General features: G+C 43.7%; 10 protein-coding genes, 1 pseudogene and 1 riboswitch. Of the genes and pseudogenes, 6 read left to right on the top strand and 5 right to left on the bottom strand.

Translation table 11 applies throughout. The features are described from left to right. Positions 1–254 (top strand): annotated as a pseudogene (locus tag F6K52_RS22020) (photosystem II q(b) protein); the annotation flags it as partial. A 479-nt stretch (positions 255–733) separates the two neighbouring features. On the opposite strand, the gene F6K52_RS22015 reads toward F6K52_RS22020, so the two are convergent. The 5 genes from F6K52_RS22015 to F6K52_RS21995 form a co-directional block, all read right to left on the bottom strand. Continuing rightward, positions 734–1,840 (bottom strand): TRAP transporter substrate-binding protein, encoded by a 1,107-nt coding sequence (locus F6K52_RS22015; protein WP_293082644.1) that lies wholly within the window; start codon positions 1,838–1,840, stop codon positions 734–736. 94 nt (positions 1,841–1,934) lie between these two features. Beyond that, positions 1,935–3,962 carry a magnesium chelatase ATPase subunit D gene (gene bchD, locus F6K52_RS22010; RefSeq protein WP_293082641.1) on the bottom strand — a complete coding sequence of 676 codons (2,028 nt, stop codon included), beginning with the start codon at positions 3,960–3,962 and terminating at the stop codon, positions 1,935–1,937. 132 nt (positions 3,963–4,094) lie between these two features. Then, positions 4,095–4,904, bottom strand: coding sequence for a class I SAM-dependent methyltransferase (locus F6K52_RS22005; protein WP_293082638.1), 810 nt, complete (start codon positions 4,902–4,904; stop codon positions 4,095–4,097). A 69-nt stretch (positions 4,905–4,973) separates the two neighbouring features. Beyond that, positions 4,974–6,245, bottom strand: a complete 1,272-nt coding sequence (iscB, locus tag F6K52_RS22000; RefSeq protein ID WP_293082635.1) for an RNA-guided endonuclease IscB — start codon at positions 6,243–6,245, stop codon at positions 4,974–4,976. A gap of 328 nt (positions 6,246–6,573) precedes the next feature. Then, complete coding sequence (locus tag F6K52_RS21995; RefSeq protein ID WP_293082632.1) at positions 6,574–7,116, bottom strand: sterol desaturase family protein; 543 nt, start codon at positions 7,114–7,116, stop codon at positions 6,574–6,576. Between the two features lie 836 nt (positions 7,117–7,952). On the opposite strand from F6K52_RS21995, the gene F6K52_RS21990 reads away from it, so the two are divergent. From F6K52_RS21990 to cobW, 5 genes are all read left to right on the top strand, one after another. Further along, complete coding sequence (locus tag F6K52_RS21990) at positions 7,953–8,933, top strand: YihY/virulence factor BrkB family protein (RefSeq protein WP_293082630.1); 981 nt, start codon at positions 7,953–7,955, stop codon at positions 8,931–8,933. 53 nt (positions 8,934–8,986) lie between these two features. Beyond that, positions 8,987–9,496 carry an IS607 family transposase gene (locus F6K52_RS21985; RefSeq protein WP_293082627.1) on the top strand — a complete coding sequence of 170 codons (510 nt, stop codon included), beginning with the start codon at positions 8,987–8,989 and terminating at the stop codon, positions 9,494–9,496. Beyond that, a complete protein-coding gene (locus tag F6K52_RS21980; RefSeq protein ID WP_364419049.1) occupies positions 9,426–10,658 on the top strand; it encodes a transposase in 1,233 nt (410 codons plus the stop codon). The genes F6K52_RS21985 and F6K52_RS21980 overlap by 71 nt, the downstream gene beginning before the upstream one ends. A 182-nt stretch (positions 10,659–10,840) precedes the next feature. Continuing rightward, a riboswitch (cobalamin riboswitch) is annotated at positions 10,841–10,985 on the top strand. Between the two features lie 174 nt (positions 10,986–11,159). After that, a complete protein-coding gene (locus F6K52_RS21975; RefSeq protein ID WP_293082625.1) occupies positions 11,160–11,315 on the top strand; it encodes a HupE/UreJ family protein in 156 nt (51 codons plus the stop codon). 193 nt (positions 11,316–11,508) lie between these two features. Next, positions 11,509–12,509, top strand: a 1,001-nt coding sequence (gene cobW / locus F6K52_RS21970) for a cobalamin biosynthesis protein CobW (protein ID WP_293082622.1), incomplete at its 3' end; no start/stop codon positions are given.

Below are 12,509 nucleotides of genomic sequence, written 5' to 3'. Positions count from 1 at the left end.
CATGGCCTGTAATCGGCATCTGGTTTACTGCACTGGGCATCAGCACCATGGCATTTAACCTCAACGGTTTCAACTTCAACCAGAGCATCATTGACTCACAAGGTCACGTGATCAACACCTGGGCTGACGTACTAAACCGTGCCAACCTAGGTTTCGAAGTAATGCACGAGCGTAACGCTCACAACTTCCCTCTAGACTTAGCAGCTGCAGAAGCTACTCCCGTAGCTTTGACTGCTCCAGTTATCAACGGCTAATAAGATCATAATCTGATCACCCCTAGGGGAGTACAAAAGTACCCCCTAATAGCGCTCTCCAAAAAGGGAGCGCTTTTTTATTTGGTGGGAAAGCAACAATCACTTTTCCAAAAAAAATAAGAGAGCCGTCTTCGAGACTCTCTAGGTCATCAGGGTGCATCTATCTACTGATCTCAATATAACAAATTTTGAGAGGGGTGTCACCCCTCATAGGAAAAAATACTAACCAGCTGACCCTAGGTATGTTCACGCTTGAATTTTTGCAAAAAAATAAGAGAGCCGTCAAAAAGACTCTCTGGATCATCAGGGTGCATCTATCTACTGATCTCAATATAACAAATTCAGCGAGGGGTGTCACCCCTCATAAATAAAATTTGGTAAAAATTCTCTAATCAACAGTATTGTTGACCTTAACTGGCTGGTGACCAATCAAAGGCAAAATTAGCAGTTAGAAGATAATTTAAGATCGCGATAGTGCTCTAATTCCGAGAAAAGGCGAAATTAGCAAAACTCAACTCATTTGTGCCATTCCACTTGTAAACTTGGTTGCGAAACCCTTTCCACTGTTCATAAACTTTCTTAAACTTGGCATCTTTGCTAGCATCTTCCTCAAATAACTCGAATGATGCTTTCTCAGCCGCCTGCAAAATGTCTTGAGAGTAAGGAGTCAGCTTAGTACCTGCTTTAATCAACCGTTCCAATGCCGCTCCATTCAAAGCATCATACTTAGCCCCCATGTTGATATTGGCGTACCTGGCGGCATCTTTAAAAATTTCCTGATAGTCCTTGGGCAACTTATCCCAAGCTTTTTTATTAACCTGTACCTCTAGGGTTGGTCCGGGTTCCCACCAGCCTGGATAATAATAGAACTTAGCTGCTTTGTACAAGCCCAGCTTCTCATCATCATAGGGACCAACCCATTCAGCGGCATCAATAGCTCCCCGGTCTAGGGCAAGGAAAATTTCACCCCCAGGTAATACTTGGACATTGACCCCCAAGCGCTCCATCACTTTACCTCCCAATCCAGGGATACGCATTTTTAATCCCTTCAGGTCAGCTACGGAATTAATTTGTTTCTTGAACCAACCTCCCATCTGAGCACTGGTGTTACCTGCTGGAAAATTAATCACGCCAAAGTCAGCATAGAGTTCCTGGAGCAATTCCAAGCCACCACCGTGGTACAACCAAGCATTTTGTTGTGGAGCGGTTAGACCAAAGGGTACACTAGTGCCGAATGCTAGGGCAGGGTTTTTGCCAACGTAGTAGTAACTAGCGGTATGACCACACTCAACGGTTCCCTGTTGGACGGCATCGAGAACCTCTAATCCTGGTACAATTTCACCAGCAGCAAAGGGGGTAATCTGGAAACGCCCATTGGTCATGGCACTGACCCGTTTACAGACAGTATCAGCTCCCCCATAGATAGTATCAAGGGATTTTGGCCAGCTGGTGACCATTTTCCATCGAACCATAGGCTGACTGCCGGATTGAGCAACGGGTCCTGTACTAGCTTGATTACAGGCCGCTAAGGCAGCTGTACTGGCTGCACCAATCGCAGCGTTACTAAAAAATTTTCGGCGTTTCATGGTTCTTGATTCAACAGTTGGTCATCTTTTGCGCAAATTCTATCAAGTTTATTAACTAGACACCCTTTAGCCGATCCGCTGTTCCCTTTGCTATTTACCGAGATGTCATATCAGCGATCGCATTCTTAGTCATAGCTGCGATCGCTTTATCATTTGCTTTCGGTAAATGATAATACTTACCACCTGCTTGTTTGGCCAATTCCTTAGCAAAACCAGTAGAAACAAACTTACTCTCGGTATCAATTACTAATAATTGAACCCCATTAGCTCGAATCCGAGCAGCAATTTCCAACAATTCCCCTTTAATATCTGGCTTTTCGCCTTCTGGTAGAGTTTCTCCCAAGGAACGAGCTAAGGGAATATTGCCCCGACCATCAGTAATTGCCACAATTACCACTTGACCAATATCCCCAGACAATTGAGCATTCATGCCCACATGCACGGCCTGAGTCAATCCATGAGCTAAAGGGGAACCGCCACCACAAGGTAATCGTTCCAAACGCCGCTTTGCTAAAGCAATGGAACGGGTAGGGGGTAACAACACATCGGCTTGTTCTCCCCGGAAGGGAATCAGGGAGACTTGGTCACGGTTTTCATAAGCTTCCGTCAGAAGCTGCATCACTGCTCCTTTAGCAGATTGCATCCGGTTTAGAGCCATAGACCCTGACGCATCTACTACAAAAACTACCAAGGAGCCAGCTTTTCGGGCTAACCGCTTGGATCGTAAATCCCCTTGTTCGATAATCACCCGACGGTTAGGATGACGTTGCCTACGAGCTTTTTGATAGGGTGCAGCAGCTCTGAGGGTGGCATCTACAGCAATCCGCCTTACTTTGCCCTTCGGTAGTATCGGTTTGACATACCGACCCCGGTCTTCTGAAAAGATAATGCTACGGTTTCCGGACTTACCTTGCCGTTGTGCCATCTGGGCAAAGTAGAGCACACTAGGGTCAAGGATCACCCCTTCTGGGTCAAAGAGAAACTCTTCCGGGATACTTGGAGCTTCCTGTTCTTGCTCCTCTGATTCATTGTCGTCCTCCTTGTCTTCCTCTTGGTCTTGCTCTTCCTGAGATTGATCTTGTGGGGGTGGGGGAGGAGGTGGTTGTGGTGCTTCTTCTGGTGGTGTTTCTACCATAGTCGCACGGGGGACAATTACCAATTCCACCGCCCGACGCAAATCCTCGGAATTCACTGTCTGACGACCATCTAAGGCTGCTGCAGCTTTTGCAACTCGAACGGCAAACAGTTCTGCCCGATGACCTTGGACACCACCTCGGATGGCTTCATTGACGAGATAGGTAATTTGGTCATGGGTAATCTCAACATCCTTGAGCCACTCTCGCGCTAGAATAATATCCGTCTTGAGGGTATCGAGATCCTCCTCGTATTCTTCCAGAAACTGCTGGGGAGAGTTAGCGTATGCGATCGCTTGTTCTACTGCCTCCACCCGTTGCTCTAAGGCCAACACACCGTCAGCAGACAGGGTAATGGCAATTCTGTCCAATAAATGTTCCCGTAATGGTCCCTCATCGGGATTGTAGGTGGCAATTAAAATTGGTTTGCAGGGATGTTGGAAACTAATCCCTTCTCGCTCAATTAGGTTCCGCCCTTCCGTTAAAACACTCAGTAGCTGGTTAGCAATTTGGTCATCAAGCAGGTTAATGTCATCCACATACAACACACCCCGATGAGCTTGGGCTAGTAATCCCGGTTGAAAGACAGGTTCCCCTTGTTTGACAGATTGTTCCACATCCACTGAACCCAGGAGTCGGTCCTCGGTTACTCCTAGAGGAATTTGGATGAAGGGAGCTGGGATGATTTCGGTATCTGGAGAACCGTCAACCTGTAACTGTTCCTGTAACTGTTCTTGTAACTGTTCCTGTAACGCTTCCTCTGGAGTACAGTTACTCAAGGAACCCTTAACCACTTCAATCGGAGGGAGCAAGGTGTGGATTGCCCGTGCCATCACTGATTTAGCCGTGCCACGGCGTCCTGCGATCGCAACGCCTCCTAATCCAGGGTCAATGGCCGCGAGGAGGAGGGCGAGTTTAATGGCTTCTTGACCCACCACGGCGGTGAGGGGAAAGGTAGGGTTGGCAGGTTTTGTGGTCAGTGCGGGCATAGAGCAACTATTGTCAAACTTCCCTGAATCGAATCATAGTAGTCTCATAGTACTCTTTTACGACTTCCTATGGTTGATTTCCCTGCTCCCTGCTCCCTTTCCTATAGCTGATAGCTTAAAGTTGAGCTAAAGCTAAGTAGCTGGATTTTTTTGCAACATTGCACTGATATATACTACTCGTCCATCAACGAATCGGTTGTATAATTCTGTGCCTTTTACACTCGCAAAGGTTTTTACCATATCCAGTAGAAACCAAGGAACATAGCGTTGCATAATACTAAGCTTCAGGTGGTCAGTTAAATTAAGAGCATTGACGACGTTGCCTGTAATATTAGTCGAACGTATTAACTCTAAATCACATTCTGAAAGCTGTTCCTTGAATTCGTCAAGCTCTGTTTGCTCTCGATAGTCGGCTAAACAGAGATAGCCACCAGGTCTGAGCACCCTTTTAACTTCCTGTAGAAAAGTCCCAAGGTTAGGATAGTGATGGCAAGACTCAACATTTAATACGATATCAAAGGATTTGTCGGGGAAAGGCAATTGTTCAGCATCCCCCTGTTTAAAGGCTAAATTGGGAACTTTATGATTTTTGTTACAGAGATTGACTGCACTATCGGATAAATCAAGACCAGTCATTGAGCTGACATTCTGAGTGCGTGCGATCCACTCGCTACCGCCTCCTCTGCCAGATCCAATTTCTAGGATATCCCTACCGGTAAGTTCTACCTGACTTAATGTATGGGCATAAAGATGAATAAAGTAACGGTTTTTTTCATCTTCTGGTAAAAGGTTCAGCTTGTCTTCTGGATTATCATAGCCATAGTTCATAAAAAACCATTCGCTAGTGGGAAATCGCCAAGCCAAGAAATTATATATAGCTTTCCAGATGACTTTCTTTATGCCCGGAAATAGGCTTTCAAAAAAATTAAATAAATTTATCATCTTTCTACCTCCTTGGAGACTCCCGTTATACCCGCAGGGTTAACGGTGAGAGGTTCATGAGGACAGAGTCTAGTTTGCATAAGCATAACCATCCTTTCTGTGAATAAATTTGCAATATTTGTGACTAATCCCTTGCACCAATCCTGATTTTGTTGAGATATTGAAAGACCCTGATTTTCTGGTTGCGACCCGTCCTACATAAGTACCGATCTTCTTCCCCTTAGTCACCACGGCGCGGACAATATCTCCGGTCTGAAAGCCTTTGTGAAATTTAATTCTGGAGCAATGACGAGTGGGAAACCCATACTTATTAGTCCTACAGAGCTGACGAGTGCCGTGTCCCTTAGCTGATATTGCCAAAGGTAGGGTTACTTCAATAATCAATGTTTCAACTTTTCCAACATTCGCCGCATCTAACCAATGAGTTTTAGGAAGGCTTTGGCGACATCTGTTGAATTTGGTTAATCCACCGCTACCTACTTCAACAGGCAATCCTATTGATTTGAGTACGTGATATAGCTTCCAACGGGTTGTATTTACAGAAGCCGCATCAGCCAGAGAGCGTTTGGCTTGACTTAGTATGCGCTTCAAAATGCTAGGCTTTTTAGACAGGAAAAGCTCAATGTCTTGGTTAGATTTAGCCTGATTACATCGACGACACGCGATCGCTAAATTAGAAACTCGATTAGAACCGCCTTTGGATAATGGTTTAATGTGTTCAATTTCTAGTTGAGTTCCTGCTACCCCGCAGTAAGCACACTTACGATTCCATTTTTCAAGCAAATATTCCCGAAGTTCGTAACCATAAAGCGTACCTTGTTGATACTCAATTCCAGATATTTCAGGATTTTGTAGTTTCTGAGTGTCAAACCTGACCAATTCTTGGGAGATGCCGGTAACAGGGCAGAATCGACTCAACTTTTTAACCCAAGTTAAAATATTTTGAACCCTAGACGTCAAGCTGGGGGCTAACCAGCCTTTTGATCTAGTTCTGTTAAGAAACCTGGGCTTGCGGTATCGAGTCTTGCGATTACGTCTACTACGTCTCAATTGTCTACGAGAGGTCAAAGCCTCTTGTATTTGAAACCCTCGATGGGTAAGTTCAGATCCCCAGATTACTCGTTTTCCTTGGACGATAGCTAAACCGCTTATTTTTGCTCCAGGATCTATTTTGAGTTGGTGATCGTGAGTTATTGGCTGTTTTACTTCCTCCGTCAAAATTATGGTAAATGGGTAACGACGATAGACCTTTGCTTTTCCTACCGAAAGTAAAATTCTGGCTCTCGCAGGCTTGCATGGATCTAAGGGTTGTCGGTTTTTGTTGAGTACAAAGACACGCATAATTGTGTTTTCTCCTATTACTAGGGTTAAGTTAGCTGAGTGCTTCGCACACGCTTCGCGAACGTCAATGTTATTCCTCGGTACTTTCCCAGTCGCACTGGCTTAACTCAAATACACCTGTTTAACGACCGGGTTCTAGAGCTGAAGACTAGCTACGCATCCTCAGGTAGGAACCTTAACACTTAGGAATAACGTAGTTCTTATAGAACTTAGACTGGTCAATTATGAGCTTTTTCAAGCTCCCGCTATAGTCTCAAAAGACTTAGCTGTGAGTTATTGACGGTTATCTTCCATCCTGTTGATTAGCCAATACTCTTTGTTGGCTTTATTATGAGGTTATTTTTTTGAAGTTTTTTATTGGTTTATAAGTTCCAAATACCCGATCCAGAAGATGACCTGCCATTGGTCCACCGAAAGCATAATTCTTACTATTCATGAATCTTGTCTTGTCATAACTATGATGAATTTTATGTAATAGTCTGTCTTTCTTAAACCAAGAGTATCGACTTAACCAAGAATCTTTATTGCCATACTCAGCATGAAGATAATATACGGTTAGCATGTAAACTATGGCATCAATACAAAAAGTCCATGCTACCCAACTACTGAATAGTAATTTATATCCGATCAAGGAGCTTATGAAAAACAATCCCGATGTAACATGTTCACTAATCGCCCAATAGTAATCTGTTTTTGAATACACATTATATTCTATACGATGATGGGAATTGAGATGAATTTTATATAAAGGGATGCCTAAAACGTTTTGATGGAACAAAAAGTGAATAAACCACGCTACAAATAAATTGCAGAGATGAGCAACAACCACCACCCCTAAAAAATTAATAGGATTAAAGTCAATAGACAGCACGCTAGGTTTCTCTCTTTACAAAATTGAACGCCATCTCAGATCATAGATTTTCGGTTTGCATAATAACAGAATTTTTAACAAATAAATTATTATCAATCTATCAGTGCCAATCACCGTTTCGCCACCTAGATCTAAACTCTGCTCTGCACAAGACTAACATATCTCAAACAAAGTCTACTAGATCCTCTCGTCATCCTCAGCTAAAACAGCATTTTCGTAAGCATATGCGCGAAGCGCAGGCTACGCCAACAGCTATCATGGGTCAAGCAGTCAGCGGTCAGTGGTCAGCTATCATGGAGACGTAACTCATATTCAACAAGGGTTCTGTACTTCAAAAAGCGACTAGGGCTGAATCTCTTTATATATGAGTCGTTGCATCACCTTAAATTACAGCATTTAGGTATCAGCTGAATGCTGTAATTTTACAGATATAGTATCTTTGGAATTGCCCAAAATCTAAAGGCTCTAAAAACCTTGGTTTTAGCTAGTTTGATCAAGCTTACTTAACTGGATTTGAGCTGAACCATTGACAAATTTAATCTATTGTGCATAGCTTAGCTAAGGTTCCTGAAGCACGGGGATATCAGGCTATCATCACAAATGAATAGCCCCTGGTATAGCGCTACGCGCAAGTCCGCAAGTCCGCAAGTCCGCAAGTCCGCAAGTAAGCTATGACATAACTTTCGGAGTTTAGAAATGTCAAACACCTTAATGGGTCGTGGTATAACTGTGCTTGTTGCAAAGATTCAGTTACTGATGCAACCATACTCCATTAACCGGCACCAATTGTCAATCTAAAATATTGTCAGGCATTGTCAGGTATTTCCACTGGCAGGATGCCGATTAACCCGCGCCCAGGAGTGATGGTGATGAATCCCAAGGCTATTTTAGGACTGCTTAAGGAAACATTTAAAGAATGGCAGGAGGATAACGCATCTCGACTAGCCGCAGCATTATCCTATTACATGATTTTTTCCCTAGCGCCAGTGTTGATAATTGCGATCGCAATTGTGGGGTCTATTTTTGGGGAAGAGGCGGCTAAAGGCGAGATTGTAGGACAAATCCAAGGATTGGTTGGGGAACAGGGGGCACAGTTTATTCAGACAGCCATTACTAATGCCAATCGGCCCGATGCTAGTGGGGGGTTGGCTTCCTTGATTAGTATTGTGGTGCTGTTGTTCGGTGCATCTGGGGTATTTGGCGAACTCCAAGATGCCTTGAATACGATTTGGGATGTGAAGCTGAAACCAGGACAGGGCATCTGGGGTATTTTGAAAAAACGGATTCTTTCGTTTCTGACCGTGCTGGGTGTGGGACTTTTTCTGCTATTGTCCGCTGTGCTCAGTACTGTCTTATCAGCTTTGAGGTCTTATGAGAGCGAATTTCTCAAGGAACTGGGTTTACTCTGGCTGTACCAACTTGACTTTGTCTGGACAATTCTCGACTTGCTGGTGTCCTTTGGTATCCTTAGCCTGATGTTTGCTCTGGTTTACAAGTACTTGCCAGATGTCAAAATTGCCTGGAAGGATGTCTGGGTGGGAGCGATTATCACTACCTTTCTGTTTAACTTGGGTAAATCCCTATTGTCAGGGTATCTCGGCAGAAGCAGTTTTTCCTCAAGTTACGGTGCTGCTGGTTCTCTGGTAGTTTTATTAGCTTGGGTCTACTATTCCTCTCAAATTATCTTTTTGGGAGCTGAATTTACCCAAGTTTACGCTAAGAGATTTGGTTCAAAAATTGTTCCCGATGACCATGCTACCCCTATCCCGGCATTAGGTCAGTTGCCTAATGTTGAGAAAAGGGATTGTAACAGTTGAATAAAATCTAAATAAATCTAACACTATTTACCAATACGTGTTAGATTTTAGTCATGGCACTCATACCCATCCGTAAGGCGGTCGAACTTACGGGACTCTGTGCGAACACATTGAGGAAGTACGCAGATAATGGTACTCTCAAATGCGAGCGAACCCCAGGGGGAACTAGACTCTTTGACTCAACAGATCTTCTCCGTTTTGGAAAAGCTCCAAAGTCTAGTAGATCCCGTTGTTACACCATATGCTACTGCCGAGTCAGTAGTACAAAGCAACGAGACGATCTTGCCCGCCAAGTCGCCTATCTCCACTCCCTCTTCCCCGAAGCAGAAATCATCAAAGACATCGGGTCTGGCCTCAACTGCAAAAGGAAAGGGCTTAAGACCATACTGGAACGAATTGTCTGCGGAGATAAGCTCACACTTGTTGTTGCCTGTAGAGACCGACTTACCCGATTCGGGTTTGAACTCATTGAGTACTTGGTCAGTCTCAACGGTGGAAAAATCCTGGTTCTCGACCAGTCTAAGAGCTGTCCCGAGTCCGAGCTTACCGCAGATCTTCTCTGAATCATTCACGTCTTCTCCTGCCGGGTTCACGGACTCAGGAAATACGGTCAAAAAATCAAAGAAGATTCGTCTGTTCCTAAACCCTGAGCAGCGTACGCTCATTCGTAAATGGTTCGGAGTGTCCCGTTATGTTTTCAATAAGACAGTCAAAATACTCCAGAATAGCGAAGTAAAAGCAAACTGGAAGGCTATTAAGACTGGCATATTAAACGACCTCCCCGAGTGGTGCAAGGAAGTACCTTATCAAATTAAATCGATAGCGATAAAGGACGCTTGCACCTCTGTTAGGGAGGCAAAGAAGAAATACAAAAAGACCTCACAAATCAACAGGGTACGATTCAGATCTAGGAAGAACCCTGTACAGTCTTGTTACATCCCAAAGTCAGCAGTTTCAGAGACGGGGATATATCACACAAAATTAGGAAGATTGACATACTCTGAGGCTTTACCCCCAGAAGTGTGCGATTGCCGACTAACCAGCAATAACGGGGATTATTATCTTGTAGTTCCCCATAAAGTAGCTGTATCACATACCGAAAACCAAGGTAGAATAGTTGCTTTAGACCCTGGAGTCAGAACTTTTGTTACTTTTTTCAGTGAGACATCTGTAGGAAAGATTGGGCACGGAGACTTTTCTCGCATCCAACGATCATGTCAGCATCTAGATAACTTGTTGTCTAAAATCAGCAAAGCTAAAGGTGGACAAAAGCGTCGGATGAGGAAAGCCGCAAGACGAATGGTTGTCAAAATCCAGAACTTAATAAACGAGCTTCATTACAAGACGGCTAAGTTCTTGGTCGATAACTTCGATGTGATATTGCTTCCTACCTTCGAGACTTCTCAAATGTCAAGAAAAGGGAACAGAAAAATCAGATCTAAAACCGTTCGGAATATGCTCACCTTTGCTCATTACCGTTTCAAAGAGTTTCTAAAGCACAAAGCTCAGGAGACGGGAAAAGTAGTATTAGATGTCTGCGAAGCTTACACCAGTAAAACTATTAGTTGGACAGGCGAGCTAATAAACATAGGTGGGAGCAAGACCATAAGGTCAAAGGTTGATGGCAAAGTCATGGACAGAGACATCAACGGCGCTCGTGGGATATTTCTACGAGCTTTGGTAGATACACCCTGGTTGCGAGAGCAACTTGCATTAGTGAGCTAAAATTTGCTCTTAGTAGATTTTGGTAGCTAAAAAGTATCGGATAACCCAAGATCCTAGGATCAGTCTCAGCCTGGATGAAATCAATAAATGTTAATTGTGTCGAACTAATTAATTAATCTTAATTAATCGTCATTAATATCTTAATTAATTTTTAACAAATAATTTAGCTTAAAGTGTGCTAAGGTACCTTAAGTTCCATCGGTTCTGGTGAAGATAACTCACCAGAGGTAACGGGGAAAGTCCGGTGCAAGTCCGGCGCTGTCCCGCAGCTGTGATGAGGTCTGTCACCTCTAAGTCAGAATGCCCGCCAATGGTTTCAGTTGTTAAATCCGTCTGCGAGGTACAGATGATGTCTGATGTAGCATTTCCAAAAAAATTAGTCAGTAGGCAACCACAGTTATAGCGCAAGGCAAAAGGCAAAAGGCAAAAGGCAAAAGGCAAAAGGCAAAAGGCAAAAGCGATGCAGCGCGGACGCAGGTTCCGCACACAGACCTATGCGCCATGAGCGACTGCATCAAGACAGAGATTGCGATCGCTACTTCAGTGTTGCTCTTTGGGGGACTACTGTTGAGTGCCAAAATCCCCAATATATCCGTAGTCCTAGGGTTAGCTAGCTTAGCTGGTATTTTTCATGGCTATGCCTATATTGAGAATTGAGAATTAATAATTGAGAATTGAGAATTAATAATTCTGCCTTCTTCCTTCTACTTTCAGCATTCACTATTCTTAATTTTGCCTTCCGCCTTCTGGCTTAACCATTCTTCATTCTTCATTCTCCATTCTTCATTCTAAATTCTCCATTCTCCATTCTCCATTCTTCATTCTTCATTCTTCATTCTAAATTATTAAAATGGCTGCAAAAATTCCTGTTACAGTTGTTACCGGATTCCTCGGTAGTGGCAAAACTACTCTCGTGCGTCACCTGCTCCAAAATAATCACGGCAGGCGCATTGCTGTGATTGTTAATGAATTTGGTGAAGTAGGGATTGATGGAGAACTATTACGTTCCTGTCAGATTTGTGATGAAGACGATGACGCGAATAATAATATTTTAGAACTAGCCAATGGTTGTCTGTGTTGCACGGTTCAGGAGGAATTTTTACCGACAATTCAAGAATTGCTAAAGCGTCGTGACAAAATTGATAATATCCTGATTGAAACCTCGGGATTAGCGTTGCCTAAACCTCTAGTTCAAGCCTTTCGTTGGCCAGAAATTCGCACTGGCGCTACGGTGGATGGGGTAGTGACTGTCGTAGACTGCGATGCCTTAGCCGCTGGTACTTTAGTCAGCGATATCAATGCGTTAGAAGCGCAACGTGAGGCTGACCCAACTTTGGAACATGAAACTCCCATCGAGGAATTGTTTGAAGACCAGCTAGCTTGTGCTGATATGGTGCTGTTGACTAAAGTGGATTTAGTGGATAGTCCTACTCAAACCAAAGTAAACAATTGGTTGCAACAGCAGTTACCAAGTAGTGTGAAAGTCGTTCCTTGTCAGGAGGGAGACATTAGTCCTGATTTACTGCTAGGATTTAATGCCGGAGTGGAAGATAATTTAGACTCCCGTCCTAGCCATCATGATCATGAAGAGGAGCATGACCATGATGATGATATTAATTCAGTTAATTTGATTTTAGATCAGGCATTTGATCCACAGGTAATCAAGGAAAAATTACGACAATTGGTGCAACAGCAAGAGATTTATCGTATTAAGGGATTTGTGAATGTTGCTAATAAACCCATGCGGATGGTGATCCAGGGAGTAGGCGATCGCATTGAGAGTTTCTTTGACCGTTCTTGGCAAGCTGATGAAAAGCGTCAGACTCGCTTGGTGTTGATTGGGCAAGGAGA

The sequence above is a fragment of the Moorena sp. SIO3H5 genome (genome assembly GCF_010692395.1).
GTDB lineage: Bacteria > Cyanobacteriota > Cyanobacteriia > Cyanobacteriales > Coleofasciculaceae > Moorena.
Note: the sequence above shows the minus strand (reverse complement) of the source record. Positions and strands in the feature narration are given on the sequence as shown.

Excerpts from the sequence above, each read along its gene's own strand:
- F6K52_RS22015 (WP_293082644.1), bottom strand. The coding sequence starts at position 1,840 with ATGAAACGCCGAAAATTTTTTAGTAACGCTGCGATTGGTGCAGCCAGT.
- bchD (WP_293082641.1), bottom strand. The coding sequence starts at position 3,962 with ATGCCCGCACTGACCACAAAACCTGCCAACCCTACCTTTCCCCTCACC.
- F6K52_RS22005 (WP_293082638.1), bottom strand. The coding sequence starts at position 4,904 with ATGATAAATTTATTTAATTTTTTTGAAAGCCTATTTCCGGGCATAAAG.
- iscB (WP_293082635.1), bottom strand. The coding sequence starts at position 6,245 with ATGCGTGTCTTTGTACTCAACAAAAACCGACAACCCTTAGATCCATGC.
- F6K52_RS21990 (WP_293082630.1), top strand. The coding sequence starts at position 7,953 with ATGCCGATTAACCCGCGCCCAGGAGTGATGGTGATGAATCCCAAGGCT.
- F6K52_RS21985 (WP_293082627.1), top strand. The coding sequence starts at position 8,987 with ATGGCACTCATACCCATCCGTAAGGCGGTCGAACTTACGGGACTCTGT.
- F6K52_RS21975 (WP_293082625.1), top strand. The coding sequence starts at position 11,160 with ATGAGCGACTGCATCAAGACAGAGATTGCGATCGCTACTTCAGTGTTG.